This window comes from Paenibacillus glucanolyticus NBRC 15330 (assembly GCF_004000885.1).
Classification (GTDB): Bacteria; Bacillota; Bacilli; order Paenibacillales; family Paenibacillaceae; genus Paenibacillus_AQ; species Paenibacillus_AQ glucanolyticus.
Genome location: NZ_BIMC01000002.1, coordinates 345,762 through 365,834, shown reverse-complemented (window position 1 = coordinate 365,834; position 20,073 = coordinate 345,762). Strand labels below are relative to the sequence as shown.

Annotated in this window: 19 protein-coding genes; 3 read left to right on the top strand and 16 right to left on the bottom strand. The window is 48.3% G+C overall.

Going from position 1 to position 20,073, the window contains the following annotated elements:
• Window positions 1-2: 2 nt before the first annotated feature.
• A complete protein-coding gene (locus PGL02S_RS05440; protein ID WP_006211486.1) occupies window positions 3-836 on the top strand; it encodes a carbohydrate ABC transporter permease in 834 nt (277 codons plus the stop codon).
• A gap of 76 nt (window positions 837-912) precedes the next feature.
• Window positions 913-1,944 (top strand): glycoside hydrolase family 88/105 protein, encoded by a 1,032-nt coding sequence (locus PGL02S_RS05435; protein WP_036642409.1) that lies wholly within the window; start codon window positions 913-915, stop codon window positions 1,942-1,944.
• Window positions 1,945-2,054: 110 nt separating this feature from the next.
• On the opposite strand, the gene PGL02S_RS05430 is transcribed toward PGL02S_RS05435, so the two are convergent.
• Both PGL02S_RS05430 and PGL02S_RS05425 read right to left on the bottom strand, forming a co-directional pair.
• Complete coding sequence (locus tag PGL02S_RS05430; protein WP_376165159.1) at window positions 2,055-4,118, bottom strand: peptidoglycan D,D-transpeptidase FtsI family protein; 2,064 nt, start codon at window positions 4,116-4,118, stop codon at window positions 2,055-2,057.
• 30 nt (window positions 4,119-4,148) lie between these two features.
• Entirely contained in the window at window positions 4,149-4,766 is a 618-nt protein-coding gene (locus tag PGL02S_RS05425; protein WP_063455942.1) for an NUDIX hydrolase, read from the bottom strand.
• A 157-nt stretch (window positions 4,767-4,923) separates the two neighbouring features.
• Between PGL02S_RS05425 and PGL02S_RS05420 the strand changes: the two genes are divergently transcribed.
• The gene (locus PGL02S_RS05420) at window positions 4,924-5,139 is read left to right on the top strand and encodes a hypothetical protein (RefSeq protein ID WP_235187427.1); all 216 of its coding nucleotides are present in this window, start codon (window positions 4,924-4,926) and stop codon (window positions 5,137-5,139) included.
• 133 nt (window positions 5,140-5,272) lie between these two features.
• Here the strand turns inward: PGL02S_RS05420 and PGL02S_RS05415 are convergent, their stop codons facing one another.
• From PGL02S_RS05415 to PGL02S_RS05355, 14 genes are all read right to left on the bottom strand, one after another.
• Entirely contained in the window at window positions 5,273-5,623 is a 351-nt protein-coding gene (locus PGL02S_RS05415; protein WP_006211489.1) for a potassium channel family protein, read from the bottom strand.
• Between the two features lie 90 nt (window positions 5,624-5,713).
• Entirely contained in the window at window positions 5,714-6,286 is a 573-nt protein-coding gene (locus PGL02S_RS05410) for a hypothetical protein (RefSeq protein WP_036641890.1), read from the bottom strand.
• Between the two features lie 51 nt (window positions 6,287-6,337).
• Window positions 6,338-9,667 carry a DEAD/DEAH box helicase gene (locus PGL02S_RS05405; RefSeq protein WP_063455943.1) on the bottom strand — a complete coding sequence of 1,110 codons (3,330 nt, stop codon included), beginning with the start codon at window positions 9,665-9,667 and terminating at the stop codon, window positions 6,338-6,340.
• 355 nt (window positions 9,668-10,022) lie between these two features.
• Complete coding sequence (locus PGL02S_RS05400) at window positions 10,023-10,910, bottom strand: TIGR01777 family oxidoreductase (protein WP_036641886.1); 888 nt, start codon at window positions 10,908-10,910, stop codon at window positions 10,023-10,025.
• A 164-nt stretch (window positions 10,911-11,074) separates the two neighbouring features.
• Window positions 11,075-11,641 (bottom strand): methyltransferase domain-containing protein, encoded by a 567-nt coding sequence (locus PGL02S_RS05395; RefSeq protein ID WP_036641885.1) that lies wholly within the window; start codon window positions 11,639-11,641, stop codon window positions 11,075-11,077.
• Between the two features lie 24 nt (window positions 11,642-11,665).
• Window positions 11,666-11,839 (bottom strand): hypothetical protein, encoded by a 174-nt coding sequence (locus tag PGL02S_RS28080; protein WP_006211492.1) that lies wholly within the window; start codon window positions 11,837-11,839, stop codon window positions 11,666-11,668.
• Between the two features lie 25 nt (window positions 11,840-11,864).
• Complete coding sequence (locus PGL02S_RS05390; RefSeq protein ID WP_127502844.1) at window positions 11,865-13,085, bottom strand: glycosyltransferase family 4 protein; 1,221 nt, start codon at window positions 13,083-13,085, stop codon at window positions 11,865-11,867.
• A 53-nt stretch (window positions 13,086-13,138) separates the two neighbouring features.
• On the bottom strand, window positions 13,139-13,750 hold the full coding sequence (locus PGL02S_RS05385) for a hypothetical protein (RefSeq protein ID WP_036641883.1): 612 nt from the start codon (window positions 13,748-13,750) through the stop codon (window positions 13,139-13,141).
• A 269-nt stretch (window positions 13,751-14,019) separates the two neighbouring features.
• Complete coding sequence (locus PGL02S_RS05380) at window positions 14,020-15,114, bottom strand: saccharopine dehydrogenase family protein (protein ID WP_376165156.1); 1,095 nt, start codon at window positions 15,112-15,114, stop codon at window positions 14,020-14,022.
• A gap of 61 nt (window positions 15,115-15,175) precedes the next feature.
• Window positions 15,176-16,105, bottom strand: a complete 930-nt coding sequence (locus PGL02S_RS05375; protein WP_036641882.1) for a phosphotransferase family protein — start codon at window positions 16,103-16,105, stop codon at window positions 15,176-15,178.
• A 34-nt stretch (window positions 16,106-16,139) separates the two neighbouring features.
• Window positions 16,140-17,033, bottom strand: a complete 894-nt coding sequence (locus PGL02S_RS05370; protein ID WP_036641880.1) for a PhzF family phenazine biosynthesis isomerase — start codon at window positions 17,031-17,033, stop codon at window positions 16,140-16,142.
• 195 nt (window positions 17,034-17,228) lie between these two features.
• Window positions 17,229-18,146, bottom strand: a complete 918-nt coding sequence (locus PGL02S_RS05365) for a glycine betaine ABC transporter substrate-binding protein (RefSeq protein WP_036641878.1) — start codon at window positions 18,144-18,146, stop codon at window positions 17,229-17,231.
• A gap of 64 nt (window positions 18,147-18,210) precedes the next feature.
• Window positions 18,211-18,867, bottom strand: a complete 657-nt coding sequence (locus tag PGL02S_RS05360; RefSeq protein ID WP_006211499.1) for an ABC transporter permease — start codon at window positions 18,865-18,867, stop codon at window positions 18,211-18,213.
• Window positions 18,864-19,997, bottom strand: coding sequence for a betaine/proline/choline family ABC transporter ATP-binding protein (locus PGL02S_RS05355; protein WP_036641876.1), 1,134 nt, complete (start codon window positions 19,995-19,997; stop codon window positions 18,864-18,866). The genes PGL02S_RS05360 and PGL02S_RS05355 overlap by 4 nt, the downstream gene beginning before the upstream one ends.
• Between the last annotated feature and the right edge of the window lie 76 nt (window positions 19,998-20,073).

Below are 20,073 nucleotides of genomic sequence, written 5' to 3'. Positions count from 1 at the left end.
TTATGACCAAATCCAGACGCATCCTCTACCACACCCTGGTCGGATTGTTCGCCCTCGGCATGACCTATCCGATTCTGTGGCTGGTGGCAAGCTCGCTTAAGCCCAATCATGAAATATTTACGACCGCCTACAGCCTGATTCCAAGCCGGCTTGAATTCTCGAACTATGCCACAGGCTGGAAGGGCTTTGCAGGGACCACGTTTGCTACCTTCTTTACAAACTCGTTCATCATTGTCATCATCTCCACGATCGGGGCCGTGGCTTCCTCCGCCCTTGTTGCCTTCGGTTTGGCTCGAACCCGGTTCTTCGGACAGCAGTTCTGGTTTGCCTGCATGATGATTACGATGATGCTGCCGCATGATGTGGTGATCGTCCCGCAGTACGTGATGTTTGCCAAGTTCGGCTGGCTATCATCCTTCAAGCCGTTGATTGTACCCCAATTCTTCGGCATTCCGTTCTTCATCTTCCTCATCATGCAGTTCATCCGCACCATTCCGAAGGAGCTGGATGAAGCGGCTAAAATAGATGGCTGCAGCAAATACGGGATATTCTTCAGGGTAGTCGTGCCTCTGATCGTGCCTGCTCTGATTACTTGCTCGATCTTCTCCTTCTACTGGAGATGGGATGATTTCATCAATCCGCTCATCTACTTGAACAACCCGGAGAAATATCCGGTGTCTCTTGCCTTGAAGCTGTTCCTCGATGGAGAGTCGCTTAACAACTGGGGCGGGATGTTCGCTATGGCTACGCTATCGCTGCTGCCGGTCGTCATCGTTTTCTTCATCTTCCAGAAATACATTGTGGAAGGGATCAGCACGACGGGATTGAAAGGGTAATCGGCTTATTTTGAAACCCATGACACTATAGCCTTCCCTTCTGATCAGGAGGCCCATTATGAAAGGAGTAACTGTTATGCCAACACTCGTGTTTGATGAACAACGTATTGAACAAGTGATCGACCAGGTGGTTGACCGAACCTTCCGCATGGATTTTAGCTGGGATTGGCCGGGCGGAGTCGCTTTTTATGGAGTATGTGAAGCCTACGCTGCAACCGGAAAGAAGAACTATATGGAGCAATTAAAAGCTTGGGTGGACGAAAATATGGAGGAGGGGCTGCCGAAGTTGTCCGTCAACGGCGTCTCCATCGGCCACTCCCTCCTGACCTTGTACGAGGTTTATGAGGATGAGCGGTATATCGAAACGGCCAAGGAAATGGCCGAGTATCTCACGCATGATGCGCTGCGTTTCGGCAACGGCATCTTTCAGCATACCGTTAACTCCGAAACGTATAACTTCCCGGAGCAGGCGTGGGTCGATACGATGTTTATGGCAGGATACTTCCTGCTTCGGATCGGCGTAATGCTGGACCGTGAGGATTACTTCGAGGATGGCTTGAGGCAGTATCACGGCCATGAGGATTGTCTGCAGGACCCTGTCACGAATCTGTATTACCACGGCTGGGACAACATCGCCGGCAATCATATGTCAGGCGTCTTCTGGTGCAGGGGCAACGCTTGGGCCGCGATTACGATGGCACGCGCCCTGGAGCTGGTTTCTGTCACGCATCCCTCCTTCATGATCATCGAAGGCTCGCTGCGGGATCAGCTCAGCTCGCTGGTGAGACTTCAGCATGAATCCGGCCTGTGGCATACCATCACCACCGATCCGGAATCTCCGCTGGAAACGTCAGGCTCTGCCGGTATCGCGGCCGCCCTGTTGACCAAAGGACGAATCTACAACAAATACACGCAGAAATCGATTGACGGGATCTTGTCTAAAATTACAGAGGACGGCACCGTCAGCGGCGTGTCCGCGGGAACAGCCGTTATGAAGGACACCGCGGGATACAAAGGCGTGCCGGATAAACGCATTCAAGGCTGGGGTCAGGGATTGGCCTTGACCTTCCTGGCGGAAGTGCTGAAGATCAGGAAGAATCCTTATTGATCATCGGGAGCACAACAAAGGCAGGTTGGAGAGGATAAGGCTCACTCTTCAACCTGCCTTTAACTATATGCGTTATGCACAAGCAATTGATTATGGAGAAAAAACCTGAATCAGTTATCCCCTGACTCGTCCGGGCTGCCATCCTCTGCCTGCTCGTCAGCCTTCTTCGGATGCGGCGTTCCATCAAGGCCATATACTTCGTCATAAGCATCGAATATTTTCCGTGCGATTGGCGCGGCGCTTTGCGAGCCGAAGCCGCCTTCCGGCACAACAACGGCGACCGCCAGCTTCGGGTTATCGCGCGGAGCAAAGGCGATGAAGACGCCGTTATCAAGGTTAACACCTTTATATGATTGCTCGGATGTACCTGTTTTGCGGGCAAAATCATATTTAAAATCTTCGAAACCCGCGATACCTTGTGTATTCATCCCCTGTTTAATGATTTGCCAGTATTGCTTGGGAAAATGAACTTCATTAAGGATCTCGCGCCCGAATTCCTTGACCACTTTTCCATTCTGATCCGTTATTTTGCTGACCAGCTGCGGCTTGATTCGCTTGCCTTCATTCGCCAGCATCACCGTGTATTGAGCAAGCTGTAGAGGGGTGTATTTCCCCTGCTGACCGAAGGAAGCGTAGGCTAACGCCGCCAGATTACTTCCCGCTGCTTTTGTATCCGTATAATTTTTCAGTCCTTTATGCTCCTTAGGCAAACCACTCCCCGTTACTACTCCAAGACCAAACTGCTCCATATACTTATCCCAGACCGTAACGCCCTTCTCGCCGCCATACTTGTTGACTAACCTTTTGCCAACCCAATCGATCATGAAGGCATTCGATGATTGCTGAATCGCTTGCTGAGGTTTAATGGGTCCGATTCTATGGCCGCTGGAGTTACGAATTTTCGTTTCGCTTCCTTCCCGACCTATCGAAGCGTACCCTTGATCAGGATACGTATCATTAGGGCCAAATAATCCTTCATTCAACCCGATCAGTACCGTCAACGGCTTGATAACGGAACCGAGAAAGATCATGGATTCGAACCCGTGTCCCGATCTGCCTGATCCGTATATCGTGATCGTGCCATTACCCGACGAGTCCACGACATCCTGCGTAATTTTGCCTCCGCTTCCCCACACATTCGAGTCGTAATCCGGCATGGTGGCCATCGCGACCACATGGCCAGTATCAATTTCCATGGCGACGGCATAGCCGGTGACAGCATCCTTATGAAGTTTGCCCGACACAGGGTTGGTATGAAGATATTGAAGCCGATCCATAATGGCCTGCTCAGTCGCGACCTGAATGTCCTTATGGATCGTGGTGTGGATATTCAGGCCTTTTTCGGGGGCAACCATCGTCGGTACGCCATCCACCATATTCTGCGGATTAATCGGAATACTGAGATACCCGCTCTTGCCGCGCAGCTCCTCCTGGTACATCCGCTCTAATCCGTCATAACCGATCCACTCTTCTTCCGTATAAATTAATCCCGGATTATCCTGATCCTTATTGCTCTGATCAATAGCCTGATAATCCTTAAGGTCTTTAGAACCTTTGAACTTCTTTAGATATCCGATCGTCTGAACCGCCACCGTATCCGGATCGTAGTGCCTTACATTCTCCTCCACAATCTGGATGCCGGGGAATTTCGCACGGTTCTCCATGAAATAAGCGATTTCTTCCTTGGTCAAATCTGACTTGATAAGTCTGGGTTCATAGCCATGCTGCTTGATATATTCCAGATCCAGGTCATCCATCACATTCTTTACAGTCTTCTGTTCGATGTTCGGATCCCCATACTTGTTAAAGACCTGAACGATCCGCTTAGCCATCTCCTCTGCTTCCGGCTGATTGGCTTTCCCTTTGTCCGTCTTCTCGCTGTAATCCTTCATGAGTGTGATATACAGGGAATTCGAAGCTGTAGAGTAGGCAAGTTTCTCGCCAGAGGCGTCGATGATGCTGCCCCGGATCGGCTGCAGCGGAAAGTGCTTTTGCTCTCCCCCGGATTCCTGGCTAGCCAGCTCCGGGCCTTCAACGAACTGCAAGATGGCCAAGCGCACGATAATGATACAAAAGATTAAAAAGGCACTGAAAAAGAAAATGTTGATCCGTCCATGGAATCTGCTCTTCGTTTCCTCTTCATCCGGTACGTTTTTGTAAGGTCTAAAACCCATCACATTGTCTACGCTCCTTTGTTATATGTATTAATCCAGCCACGTTGGCAGATGCGGGTTGTTCTCGAATTCGAAGATTCGCTGCAGCTGCTCCTTGGTATTCCTTTCTTCAGACAGCGGCGGCAGCTCGTCCTTATGGAAAAAACCGACCGCAGAGGTCTCGGTTCCTACTCCTGCCGATCCACCCGTAATGTCGCACTGAATGAACATTTTGTACACATGGAAGGCAGAAGGCGGATGGTTATGAAATTTCTTGTCCAATACGGCCAGCAGCCTGGCTGCACGTACTTCATACCCCGCTTCTTCCTTCACTTCTTTCACAACAACTTCGGACGGAGACAGACCAACATCCGCCCAGCCTCCCGGCAGCGCCCAAGCGCCGTCTGCCTTCTCCTTCACCAGCAGCAGCTTCCCGTCTTGAAAAACAACCCCTCGGACATCGACCTTCGGCGTCTGATACCCGGTTTCACTAGCAAACAGCGTTCGAATCATCTCGTTGCCTGCGCCCGTATACTCCTGCATGATCGTGATGCTAAGCTCCCTCAGCTGCTCAAAACGCTCTTTGTCATAGACGTCCTTCGTATATTCCAATCCGGCTTGACTGATCGCCTGCATCTCTTTTGCCCACTCTAACCATTTCAATGTCATGTGCTTCATCCTCTTTATAAGAATCTCATATTATATAACGCCTGCTGCTTATGATTGGTTTATAATGGAAGTGTTTGATTTCAAAATTATAACATATTTACTAGCCCATATAGGAAGATCGTGATAGATAAGGGGGATTTCCACGACGGATTCAGCCATGCCCAGGCTTGAAGATATGACGCCGGTTATAGCCACAGGCGGAGCGGTCATCAAGACGACACCGCCCGAAGGCATTAACGGTTTCACCCTTCAAAACCTGACGGAGCCCGGCAACGACGGGTACACCCTACCGACCACCCCCGGTTCCTACCTGTACGAAATTCAGTGTACATGGCCTCTGAACAGGGACGCGCCAATTTTTATTTTGCCGTGACAGTGGAGTAGAACTGCCATATGTGGGTATAAACATGTTGGTGTTCCTACGGACTCAGTTGAACCCTTCAATTTTCAATGGCCCATAAAAAAAACAGCCCCGGTTGAATCCTGGGCTGCTTTTCGTTTGATCTCTATGACGGCGTCGATTTCTTCTCTTCTTTTTGATTGGTTCGGATTAGGGCATACGCCAATTGTCCAACCATTCCGAGGAACAGGCCTGTTCCGACAACAATGTACACCATCGTGAAGGTTTTTCCAAGTGGTGTCTGCGGTACGAATTCCGGATGGCCTATCGTGCTCAATGTCACAACGCAGAAATAAAGAGCGTCCAGCACCGATAACCCCTCTTGTTTAGTGTAAAACATCGTACCGGATATCAGCATGATGACAATCAGGACGAACAGCGCCAGAAAATACCGCTGCTTAAACGCTCGAAACAATCCGCTTAAGAGACGCTTTAATGTTAATACAAAAGATAGCATACCGATAACCGTCCTATTCTATGACTGGAGTATACGTTATAAATACCACATTCTTCTATTATATCAGTGTTTGCAGCTGATCGACTATACTCAGGGATGAACGGAGATCATATTTCCTTCCGCGTCTATACTGCGGAATATGAAACCCCCGGTCTGTCCGTAGAGTAATGATTCATATTCCACGGCATACCCTTGTTCCACATCCATTTCGATATATATCCCGGACGAAGCTTTAATTTGATCCAGATTATCGATCAGCTTATCTTCCCATGGCTCATTGGTGACCAGAATTTTCTTACTGTTGGGCTCAGGCGTTTCAACCGCCAGCAGCGTGTCGTACATCCTGTCATCATTCCGGCTGGCGGACCAAATGCGTGTGAAGGGTCCCTCTTCCGTCCTGTGTTCCAGAACGACGGCATTCTTGACCCTGTGCAGCAGTCCCCATTTACTCTCTACGGCTGTTACGATCTTCACATGACCATCATGCCAGACGATCAGTTTGTGCTGATCCCCGATCTTCTCGTAGAGCTTATCCCCCGTATAGGCGGGATGGAAGCGGCGCATGGCCTGCTCTTCATTGTAGACATAACCGCCGAAGAACAGCGGCATGTAACTGATGACAACCACTACAGCGGCCAGTATGAAAAAGATTGTTTTTTTCATCATCACATCTCCTGCCATCTCTTAAAAACTTCCGCAACCTGATCAGATCCGTTAGCCCTGAAGTGTCAGCAGCTCCCGAATTTCCGCCTCGGTCCAGCTAGGCAGCGACTCTTCCCCTGGCTGTACCAGCTCCTCAATCAGGTTTTTCTTCTTCTGCTGCAGTGCATACATTTTATCCTCGATCGTATCCTGAGCCACTAGGCGAATCACCTGCACAACCTTCTTCTGACCGATGCGATGCGCCCGGTCTGTGGCCTGCTGCTCAACGGCCGGATTCCACCACAGATCGTACAGGATAACCGTATCGGCCCCCGTCAGGTTCAGGCCCGTTCCACCGGCCTTCAGCGATATCAGGAATACCTCGCGTTCCCCCTCGTTAAAGCGCTCGCAGAGCTCCACCCGTTCGGCAGACGGGGTCTGCCCATCCAGATAAAAACTCGGAATCCCCCGATATCCAAGCTCTCCGGCAATCAGTTTCAGCATCCCCGTAAATTGGGAGAATACCAGCATCCGCCTTCCTGCAAGACGACATTCCTCGATGGTCTCCAAGAGCTGCTCAAACTTGGCCGAACTTCCCTCGTAGCCTTCAACAAAAAGGGCCGGATGACAGCAGATCTGCCTCAGGCGGGTAATGCCTGCCAAGATGCGAATCCGACTCTTCTGGAAGCCGTCCTGCGCCAGATGCTTGAGCGTCTCTTGTCTTAATTTTGCAAGATAGGCGGTATACAGCTTCTTCTGCTCCATGAGCAGACCCGATGCCTGAATCGATTCGATTTTCTCCGGCAGTTCCTTCAGCACATCCGACTTCAACCTGCGCAGCAGGAAGGGACGCACCCGCCTTGCCACGGTTTCTTTCGACAATTCATGGAAGGCCTTTCGGTCACCGAAGAGAGCCGGGAAGACGGCATCATAAATGGACCACAATTCCTCCAGACGGTTCTCTACAGGCGTGCCTGTGAGTGCAAACCGATAGCGCGCATGAAGTGTTTTTACGACCTGAGCCGTTTGGGTTGCATAATTTTTGAAGGCTTGGGCTTCATCTAATATTAACGCTGCAAACGACAGCTTTGCATATCGTTCCACATCTCTGCGAAGCAGCGGGTAAGAGGTAATGATAACATCCGCGCTGCCCGCGCTTTTGATAAGCTGCCTCCGCTCGGTCTGCACCCCGTCAGCAATGACAGCCTTGATCTCCGGCGCGAACTTCTTGAGTTCGTTATGCCAGTTGTAGAGCAGTGAAGCCGGCGCAACGATGAGCGCAGGTTCTTTATGTTCTCTGATCTCAGGAAGCACCGACAGAATGAAAGCGATGCTCTGAATGGTTTTTCCCAACCCCATATCATCTGCCAAGATGCCGCCGAATCGATAGTGGGCCAAGGTCTTCATCCACTGAAAGCCTAATTTTTGATAATCCCGAAGGATGGGTTCAAGACTGGGTGGAACCGCAAAATCCAGATGATCCGGATTCTTCATATTCTGAAGCATTCGGCGCAAGGATCGGCCAAGCTGAACCGTTGACCCGGAATCCTCCCAATCCATCAGCTGCAACCCTTGGACCGCCGGTAATTTAAACGCTGTACCATCCGTCGATAGCCAAGGGCCAATCCGATTCATCAACGCAACCACCGCCTGGAATTCATCACTTTCAAGCGGTAGAAGTGCTCCGTTAGGCAATCGGTGATATTTACGCTTCTCCTCGAGCGATTTGACGATTTCCCGGATTTCGGCTTCCCGAATTCCCTCCATATCGAACTTCAATTCAAGCCAGTCCGTCCGTTCATCAATATCCACTCGAACTTTGGCACCCATAGGTTCTGTAAGAACACGTTCCTTCACGGCCGTTGTTGCATAAACCACCAGCAGTTTCTCCAGCTGCGGGACTGTATGATACAGAAACTCATATTCGGCAGCTTCATCGGTCATAAAAAAGCCGTCATCGGTCTTGGCGAAGGAGGCGTCCTCCATAAGCGTAAGAATCCGCTGCTCCGCCTCACCATCGCGAACCAGGATCGAGCTGCTGTCCCGTGCTGCGCGGTGTCCTCCCAGCGGATTGATGGTGATGTCGCCGTATTGAAAATCCAGTCCCGCTAACAGCCGTCCACGAACCCGATCCAGATACAGCTTCGCTTTTAAGGGTGTTTTCACGATCCGGTCTGATACGGTCTGTGCCACATGAACGCTGCCAAGCTTCATTAGTCCCGGAACCACCCGCTCCATAATGGACTCCATCATCTCCGGCTGAATCCGGATCTGCGGTTTAAACGATGTTTCCAGCAGCAACTTCATCTCGGCCAGCCTCCGGCAAGCATCCAGCTCTATGTCAATCAGCTTCCCGTCCGCAATGACTAGCCCGTATTCCTCGAGAACGGTCATGCGATCCAATCCCTCTATCTTCATAAGATAGTGATCATCCCCGTCTTCATCAAATTCGAATTGGAGGGGGATTGGATCTTGACTAAACTCCAGCTTATCCGTGAGGACCCCATCCAGGGACAAGAGGGAATCAACGGAACGATCCAGCATTGCCCTGACTTCGGGCCAAAACGTCGGAGGTATGATCAGCATCCGGTCGCTGCCCCCGTTTCTGCCATGGTTAGGCATGGCCAGCGTCTGCTGCAGCATCCGTTCATGATCGTAAATGCGGATCAGCGCTTGAAGGATATCGTCGTCCTCTTTCTTAAAGCTGTGCCGCTCCGGATCATAGACGAAATTCTTCGTGAACACACAGGATTGTCCGTGCTTCAGGCACATCAGGAACTCTCTGATCCGATGGACGATATATAAGCGTTTCTGACCTATTCGCAGCTCAATGCCAAACAGATGTTGTTGATTTCCGTAAGGGAATAATTTAAAAATGCATTCCAGTTCCAATACCTCACGCGTATCAAAACGGGAGGCTGCCGTGGACCTTTGGCTCCCGGAATAAGAGAACAGACCGAGCAGCTGGCTGCTCAACACCGCATCATCCTCGCTACCGCCGGAACCTCTGCGCAGCTCCGCTGAGAACCTGGGTGTCATGCCTCCATCCTCGCTATGCTTGCGAGCAGAAGTATGCAATAACGACGGATAAGGACGTTTTGGCGCTTCTGCCGTCTGTTCAATATCCCGGATGTTCAGGAGCACCGCTGCAATATGTCTGCATCGCTTACGGGATAATCCATAGTCGGTGCAGCTGCATTCGGCGAGTACATCTCCGTTCGAGTCAATCTCTGCATAGACGATGCCGGACTCCCTGTCCCTCACTTCCGCCTCGTACTTCCGGCTGTCGGGATCTTGAATCCGCATCGTTACCTGCCCATCTCTATATAAGACCCCACCGCGATCGTAGGAGGTTTTTCCGCACAATAGCTTGATCACCCGTTCGGTCAGCTGGTAACCCATAACCACTATCCTTTCTCTCAATACTGCTAAAAAACAGTATACCACTTTGTGGCGAGTGGCTAATAATACACTTCCATTGATTTATTCGCTGAGCTTTAGGCATCAAAAAAAGAACCTGCGCTATGGCAAGTTCTTCTTCGGTTACTCCTAGATCCACGCCCAATTGCGATTCTCTTATTCACGTTCTACTTTATAACCATATCCAAAAATTCCTCTTGAGAAAGGGTATATCATTCTCTTTCGCCCATTCCTGAAGCTCATGTATGGATCGGTCTTCATTCTCCAAGAATTGAAAATGGATTCTCGATGGAACAATCCGGCTGGAAGAGAGCCTTCAGAAGAAGTGCTCCTCTCTTTACTTCTTCACGATCTCCGTCAATGCCTTATGCAGTTTATCGTACTTAAAATCAAACCCCGACTTCATCAGTCTGTCGGGAATAACCCAGCGGCTCTTAAGTATAAGCTCCGTTTCGGTTTGGATCATTCGGGCCCCGAGCTCGAGCAGCCACTTGGGTGACGGCAGTCCGAACCTTCGGTTTAACGCCTGCCGAAGCAGCTTCATCAGCTCCCTATTTGGTACCGGATGCGGGGATGCACAATTGAAGATACCACTCAGCTCTTTATTCTCCTGCAGGAACAGAACAATTCGGTACAAATCCTCGACATGAATCCAGCTGAACCTCTGGTTGCCCGTACCCTGCTCTCCACCCAGCCCGTACTTTACCAGATTCATATAGGGTGTCATAACGCCCCCGTCAGGACCCAACACAATGGCAATACGCAGCGCAATTTGCCTTGTGCGGTCAAGCGGGAATGAGAAAAATGCCCGTTCCCATTCTTCCGCTACCTTAACGGAAAAACCGGAGCCAATCTCTCCGGATTCCTCCGTCATCGGCCTATCCTCGGCAGGTCTGTAGATGGTAGCGGTACTGGAATTAAACCACGTGAGGGGAGGATTCTCACAGGCTTGAATGGCCCTTCCCAATCGTTTCGTTGTATCGATTCTTGATTTCAGGATCAGCTCTTTATTCCGTTCATGATATCGACAGTTTACGGATTTGCCCGCCAGATTAATGAGCATATCGGCTCCCTCCAGCGCTGCAACCATGCCTTCATGATCGTCCCACGAAATATCCCCTTCCTGGCGGGATATCATATATACTTGTGCTTGTTCACTCGTGAATTTTTTCTCAAAATAACTTCCGATAAAACCTGTTCCACCGGCCAGAACAATCTTTTTCATAGAATAGAATCAGCTCTCTTTTCTAAGTTTTATCTGAACAACCTCTTTCCATATATCGAAAGTCCATTACAATATACCATGAATCAAATGTGGGTTAAACGTCAAAAACATCTTCTTCGCAGAAGATGTTTCATCCGAAAGGGATTCAAGATCGGCGCAGCCTCCTACACTTTCATGGAATACAGATAGGTAGAGAAGTCACGGTTGATATAATCTTTAAAATGCCTCTTGTCGGCCACCGGGAACTGATCCAGTTCCTCCGTTGTCCATGTGCTTAGATGAGTTTCATATTCATTGCCATATGCCGCGCCCTGCGGCCAGTCCGTTCCGATGGGTATATTCAAGAGAACAAATCGGGATTTCTGAATACAGGTCTGCAGCAGTGCAAGACCCCGCTCTTTTGTAAAGTGCTCCAGAACGTCACCCAGAATGATCAAATCGAACTGCCCCGGCTCCACTACCGCATGAAGATGGTCAAATGCATCCGCAACATGAATCTTGTTATAGAAACACGAATGATAAGAATCGACGTTCACCGGATAGATTTCTATCCCTTCGATTCGTGTGTTCCAATACGCGCGAAATACCCGCCCTTCCCATACATCCAAATACTCACGGCAAATCATCCCCCAACGGCCGAAACCGACACCAACGTCCAGCACGGACTTAGGAGATACATATCGGATCAGATCTACGCAATAGGATAAATTCTGCCAGTTCGATGTTCCCATTCCACCCACCTCCGTTCTATTCTCCTACACCATGTTCATCATCATATTAATAATCCGATAATCGGGTATGAAATAATCCTTGGGAAGCCGGCTTATCGTTAACTCCCATACTTCTTGATTGACCATTATAAAAGGGTGGGTATGCTGGGATAAAAACAGGTCCCGATACTGATCTCCAGGTACCTCTGTCGAATTCATGGTCCACTCCCCCTTCTCCGCAACATCATTTCTTGTCGATCTCTTTCCGGTAGACTTCAAGCACACGCGTCACCATAGTATCCAAACCTCGATGGGCCAAAGCCCATTGCCGTGCTTGTTCTCCCAGAAATTTCCGGCATGTTTCATCTTCGAGCAATCGATCCAGGTGCGCCATCAGCATATCCTCATCCCCCGTCGGAAAAAGAAGACCGTTCACCTCATGCGAAACCGCTTCCTTCAGCCCGCCCGCGTCCGATGAGACTACTGGTAATCCTGCAAGCTGTGCTTCCATCACGGAATAGGACAAGGTCTCCATCAAACTCGGCATAACAAAAATATCCGCTATGCCAAGCAATACTGGAACATCATCGCGCGAGCCCCAAAAATGCACAGCTTCCCCTATACCCAGCTGATCCACACGTTCTTCGTACATGGAACGCTGATCCCCGTCCCCAACCAGCCAGCACACCCAGTCCTGACGGATGTTAAACAGCTTGCCGAGGGCTTCCAGCAGCACATGAATGCCTTTTTCAGAGCTTAGTCTGGAGGTGCTAATCATTACTTTCTTACTCTCTGGCCGGAACAGGCCATGCTCCATCTTCATTCGACTGTCAAAGCTCGATATGTCCATTGCATAGGGTATCAGTGATATCTTTGACTCCGGCAGTGCAAAATGAGACACCATCACATCCTGCAGCCACTTCGAAGCTAACATGACATGATCACTGAATGACCCGCCTATGTTCTCAATCGACCTGTAATAATTCCATACGAGGGGAGCGCTGGAAGGTTTAATGCCCTGATCCGTCTGAAGCATATCTCGTATCGTGAAAGCCACGGAGGCATGGATGCTGGTAACCAGGGGTATCCGAGCGGGTTTCACGCGACTTACGGCCGCTGCGGCCAGCACATCCTGAGCATGAATGACATCATATTGCTCCAAGCCCAAATACGAAAGCGACAGCTCGAGAAATAATCGCTCGGACTCGGCATACCTGACCCAATGATCTGTGAATATAGGGGAAGTTGTGGGAAGCTTATATTCCAGCATCGGTTTAAAATGGCTCTTGAGCACCTTCCGGTTGTCTTCTCCATACATATAAAAACAATCAATTCCGTCACCCATCATGTCGACCTGGTGCCCGAGAGCTTCAAGCCCCTGCTTTACCTGCAGCATGTACTTCCACAGTCCCCCGACATGAGGAATCATGAATATCGTAACGAGCAGTACCTTCAAGTTTCTCACCCTTCCCGTACGCCCCTATCGTCATCAACAGCTCCATGGGAGTGCAAACCTATCTACAGAATCGGATCCCCTAACCGGCAGTGGTTAAACTCATCCCTCGTTAAATGTACAATCTCCTCCACTCTCCATCGATAGAAAGAGAATACGGAGGGACCTTCGATTTTTCGCAGCTTGTTCCGCTCCCCATAATAAATCAATCCGTTAGGAGCACTGTATACTCTTCCGTTCACCAGGGAATGAGTAAGCAGCGTTGCATCATGAATCGGATCCCCTTCTGGAAGGAAAGCAATCAGTTCATCCGGCAAAGTCACTACGCTTGAATAGTGAAATCGCAGTCTGTCATATATTTTGCCCGATGCAATCGGATGAAGCAGACCATCTGTCCATAGGTAAATTTCCGAACCGCTGCTTTTCACCACAAGTGTTGCAGGGCTATTCGTTGTAAAATCCCCATAGATGTTCACCGGCGTGCCGGTCTCCATCTCTTCCAGCACCGACTCCTCCAATACCACAATGCCCTCTGCATTTAATCGATAGGAATGGAATGTCTCCGTATCAGTTACAGGACGTTTCTTGCCTCGCTCATACAAATAAATAGCAGGATGTATTCCCCGAATCAACGTGCCCTCCGGTACGCTTCTCCTTACCCTGTCGATATGGTTCATGACGTTCCCGCCCCTTCAATTCAACCTAGTCCAGTATATTCTTTGCCCTCCATTCTGGACTCGTCAGTTAACTATTCCATTTCACACATTTAACCTTCTTGTTGTTGGTGATTGGCATTCTTGTTGATACCCGTTTTTAAACAAGACCAAAAAACCTTCATGGCTGTGAAGGTTTTGGATAACGGATTGACAATGAAATATGTCATCCGCTGTGTTCTGAGATAAGCAGTAAGTCCAAGGTGGGAATGACTTTGGACTTCCCCTATGGCTCATTCTTTTTTTATAATGCCTGTACCACACGAAATCCCGGCTTCTGTTAGCGTAATTCGAGGGCAATCCATTATGGATAAAATTTCATCGATATCTGTTATTTCAAATGGGAACACAACACCGGATATCTCTTTGTTTATCGCTATTTTCGCTAATGCGGCAGTGAACATCGCTGTTGTATGATAATCAGAAAAAGTAGACAATACAAACGTTTTGACACACTGCTGGTTCCCGATTACTCCCTTTACCTCAATAGAGAGAGAAGCCTCCTCAGGTTGCGCAGGATTATGCTTCACATACTTAACAAGGACATTCGCATCAAATTTAAGAATTCTAGCAAGAATACCAGACCGTTTAAGTAAACCTACAAAGATATTGAACATATTGTTGTTCCACGCGGTCCAATAATGAATCTGTTCAACTTGCAGTATTTCTCTTAAAAAAGCTCTTTCAGCATGCTCGATTAACCGGACTTTTCGATTACGTAATGAACTGGAGAACATCATATTTCTTTTTATCTTAAAACCCGATATGGTAGCTGATTGTTGTCCATCGTGACGCCTAACATCTTGGCTTATCATTCGCAGCATATCTATAATGCCTGAAACTCCGGCTTTGGCATTCGTGCTTTGCAACAATCCCACGTTGACTTCTGTAATCTCGCTAAACGGAGATACTGCCTTCTTAACGATTAATCCAGATAATCCCGGGAAAAAACCTGACATTACTATCGATCCAATCTCATTATTTACCGCATCGTAGTGCAAGGACCTCGTCTCACACACAAAGTCATAAAACACCGTTACATCGATACATCGAACTTGGTGTTTAATACAGGCATGTTGAATTAGCGGCTGCTGCTGTTTGGCTGACACAATTACAAGATCAATATCACAAACGGCCTGTTCGATACTCTCTTTATGAGTAATATCTAATAAACGAAATTGAACTTGTTCACCTAAAGAAACTGCCGTGTTTTTACCTCTGTCTGCTTTATAATCACTTACGACCAAGCTTACGTTATGAGTAAATATCCGAAGGACTTCCAGACAAATCCATGTACCAAGAACACCTGATGCACCTACAACCATCATTTTTTTCACGAAATGATCAGCTCCTACCGAGACCGCATTATCCCAACTAGCATCATTGGGTCTATGAATCTATCAAAGACATGATACGATTTTTTATGAATTGATAGCTGTTGGCGTCATCCTTCTTCGCATAAAAACGGAGTGCATCCAGCGTTTTAAAGAGCTGATGGCACAGCAGCCTCTCTTCAAAATAAGGAATCTCGACACCGCGCTCCGTCATAGCTTGCAGCAGCCTTTGTGGAAATTCCAGCATCGGATGCCATATGTGAAGAACAGCGACATCCAGCATAAAGTCTCCGTACATCGCCATCTCCCAATCCACAATCCCTGTCACAAACGGATCCTCGCCGAGCATATTGCCCAGATGAAAATTACCATGTACCAGATAGCGTTCTTGAGGTGAGTATTGAGCAAGCCCGAGCATCGTTTCATACACATCTTCAAAAAAATCTTGTTCCAGAAAACTGCTCTCATATAAGCTCTTCCATCCATGATGGAACCCCTCTTGCTCCTGATCAAAAAAAGATTCCAGGCAATCAGGCCACGAACGATGGGACGCCTTTCCTTCCGGGGTAATCCAGCCAAATCCTTCACCGGAGTCCCCAACACTTACCTGGTTTATAAGTATAAAATGATGGACTAAACTCGGAATAAGATTTCGGATTTGCTCCGGCTCCAGGGCACTAATCGGTGTGCCCGATACCTTGTCTGAGATGGAGTAGTGAATATCCCCAAACTCCCCTATCTTGTGAATGCGGGGAATGGGCAAGGATGGTGCGCCGTACTTATTGTAAATATAGAGCTGTTTATCAAGACTTTCCCTATTGCTTTTGAAATGAATAACATAGTCAGCATCGCCCTTCCGATAACTGAACACCTTGCTAAGCTCACCCATCTCTATAGGTGTGACCTTCCTCACGGTCTCGCCTTCAATATGATTCAGATGCTCAATCGCTAAATCCAAAGTCATCTCAGGTTTAAATGTTTTCATAACATACGCTCCTTCTTACGTCCCTCGCTCTAAGTCATCCATCAATATGAACATCGAACTCCCGTACAAAAACCGCCGTACCGGATATATATACGTCCATCTTGTCTTGATTACGATTCACTTGAACATGGACTCTGCCGTCTTTACCCATCTCTTGGCCTTGTTCAACGATAAATTGCGCGGAGGGCAGCTCGGTGTTCAGATAAGTTAAATAATATGCTCCCATTACGCCGGATGCGGTCCCTGTCACCGGGTCCTCGACTGTGCCTGAATAGGGTGAAGAGAAATGTCTCGCATGCATGAAGGAAGAATCGTCCATCGTCTCCATACAGAACGGATGCAGCGAGGCCTTTGGATTTTCGGTTAAAATGTCCGGAAATAACACATTGTTTGGGACCATCCGATCAAATCCGCTTAACCCTTTCACCGGCACCAGTAATGTCCATATTCCCGTGCTTCCGTATACGATGGGCATCGATAGATCCAAATCCTCGCGTTTCAGATTGATAGAGGCGGCCAGTTGATCAACATCACCTTCAAAGGGAATGAATTGAGGATGATCCTGCTTCATCTTCATCGTTAACCGATCTTGTTCATGAAGGAATTCTATCGGCAGCACACCCACGTTGGTTTCAATCCACACGGTTTCTTTCTCTGGCAGCAGCCCCTTGGTTCGCAATGCATACATAGATGCCATGGTTGCGTGACCGCACAAGTTCATTTCGTGACCCGGTGTGTAATACCTCAAGCGGATATCTGCCTTCTCAGACTTTAAAATAAACGTGGTTTCATTGAAGCCGACCTTGCGGGCGATGGCTAACATTTCTTCCTCGGTCAGCGTATCTGCATGCAAGACAACGCCGGCAGGGTTCCCCTTATTGGGCTGAACGGAGAATGCATCATAATGAAGAACGGGCACCATTTTCATCTACTAATCCTCCTTCCTCTATCATCTATGAAATGTGTTGGAAATTTAAGAGGATTTTACCATTAGACATTGCTTAAAATCCAGAACAAATTTGACCTCTGCCCTGCCCTGAGGGCCCCCCATCTCCTTTATATGCGAGAAAACTAAATGCACGCAAAAAAACCGGTCTAAAAAGACCGGTTTTGCTGTGCTGCATTATCCTTCGATCAAGCCTTTTTTCACCAGGAAGTCTCGAGCTACATCATCTTCCTTCAATCCTTCCATATCCACCTGAGCGTTCAACTCCTGCATTTCAGCATCCGTAATCTGTCCCTTGAGCAGGTTCAGCACGTCCTCAAGCTCCGGATATTGGTCAAGCGTATCCTGACGAATGACGGGACCGCCATCATATGGAGGGAAAAATTGTTTGTCATCCTCCAAAATCACCAGGTTATGCACGATAATCTGTGCATCCGTGGCATACGCGTTCGTTACATCCGTCTCACCTTTCTCAATGGCCTGGTACATGATTCCGTGGTCCATCCCCTTGGAATCTTTGAAATTCATGTCATACAGCTTCTGGATTCCCGGATAGCCGTCATCCCGATCCAGAAATTCGAACTCTACGCCGAGTGTCATATCATCCGAAACCTTGGCAAGATCACTGAAGGTTTTAAGATTGTATTGATCTGCCGTTTCCTTGGTAACAGCCAAAGTATACGTATTGTTCATACCGAATGGCTCCAGGAAGGCAAGATTATCCGCCTTAAGCAGCTCTCTTGTCTTGCTGAGAGATTCTTCCGATGTCCCTGTCTCTTCTTGATAATAATTGGCTACAATGGTGCCCGTATAATCGGGGAACAGCTGAACCTCGTTATTCTTCAGCGCGTTCCATACTACGTTGGAGCCGCCAAGATTCACGGTTCTTGTCACTTTAATATCCGTTTTGGCTTCGATCAGCTCAGCCATCATATGCGCCAGAATGACGTTTTCCGTGAAGTTCTTGGAGCTGACGGTTATTTGTTTATTGCCCTCGGCGGCTTGATCCCCATCCGAATTTCCACCGCAAGCAGCTAGAACCATACCAATCGATGCCAGCATTCCCAATACAACCATAATCTTTTTTATCTTCATTCGTACCTCCTGTGCTACCTTATTATTTTTATGAAAACATCCTGTTGGGTCTATCCTATTACAATTACACCTTTAGTCCTTTTGGGGTCGTTGCCTTTTCAAGCAATCCCAGCAAATAATCGATGACAAGTGCCAGAAGAGCTGCCGGGATCGCGCCCATTAAGGTTAACGCTTCAATGTTGCGCTGAATCCCAAGGAAGATGAATTCACCTAATCCACCCGCTCCAATAAAGGCAGCAAGTGTCGCTGTACCTACATTGATAACCGCAGCTGTTCGAATGCCCGCCATGATGACACTCATCGCCAGAGGCAATTGCACTTTGAACAAAATCTGTCCACTCTTCATGCCCATCCCTCTTGCTGCCTCAACCACCGATTTATCAACCTCCGTAATGCCTGCGTAGGTGTTGCGGATGATTGGCAGCAGAGAATATAAAAACAATGCCGCAATGGCCGTTTTCATCCCGATGCCAAACAACGGAATCATAAACCCAAGCATCGCCAGACTCGGAATGGTTTGCAAGATGCCTGCAGTACCCAGCGTAATTCCCTTTAATGCCTTAATCCGTGATATTAATATTCCGAAAGCAATACCTATAATGACTGCCAGAAGCATGGATATCAGGACGAGCTGGATATGAACACCCAATGACTGAATCAAGTCATCCCCACGGCTCTCCAGCTGCTGTTTCATTTGTTCCCATAAAGATCGATCTCTCATAATGTCTCCTCCTCTTCTCCCACCCATTTAGCGGCAAAAGCGGTCAAGAGACTGCTTCTCGTAACGATTCCGGCAATGGTGCCGTCTGCTGTAGTTACGGGAATGACGCCATGTGGCGCTTGTGTAATCAAGGACAATGCGTCCCTTGCTGTAGCCGTATCCTGAAGTACAATCGTAGGCCATGTCATGATTTCCTCGATCGTACGGATTCCCTCCATTTTGGCGGCGAGATCATAGGCAGATACAATCCCAAGTAAGTGGTTTGATTCATCGCCAACGAGCAGGGTATCCGTTTTCCGCTGTCGCATAAAGGCAAGTGCTTTGCCCGGAGTCCTGTCCGGATATGAGGTAGAAGGATTATCCCGCATCACATCGGTGACCGGAATGTATTCGGGGTTTTGATAAATTCGATTTTTACCGATAAAGCCTTCCACGAATTCATTCGCCGGCTGGCTAAGAATTTGTTCAGGTGAATCGAATTGCACCAATTCTCCGTCTTTGAGAATGGCGATTTTATCGCCGAGCTTCAGTGCCTCTTCCATATCATGCGTTACAAATACGATGGTTTTCTTTACTTCTTTTTGCAATTTCAATAACTCATCCTGCAATTGCTCTCTGGTAATGGGATCGAGCGCTCCAAAGGGCTCATCCATCAGGACAACTTCGGGATCGCCTGCAAGAGCTCTCGCCACGCCTACTCTTTGCTGCTGCCCACCTGATAGCTGCTTCGGATATCTTTTGGCAAACACATCAGGGTCTAATCCCACCAGACGGAGCATCTCGAGAACGCGCTCTTTCTTCTTGCCTGCGTCCCATCCTTTAAGCTGAGGAATAAGTCCGACATTCTCCTCAATCGTATAATGCGGGAACAAACCGATCTGCTGGATAACATAACCGATGTTCTTTCGCAGCGTATCGGGATTTTCCTTCGAGATATCTTTACCGTGGATGTAAATCTTTCCGGATGTGTTCGGTATTAGGCGGTTAATCATCTTCATCGTGGTGGTCTTCCCGCATCCGCTCGGTCCGATCAGCACCAGGATTTCTCCTGATTCCACTTCAAAATTAATATCTTTCACTGCTTCAAAACCATTGGCGTATTTCTTGCCGACATGTTCAAATTTCAGCATATATACCCCCCTTTTTTTTGTGATGCAACAAAAATTAGCTTACTCGCTAATTCTTTTACCCACTGACCAAGCTCTC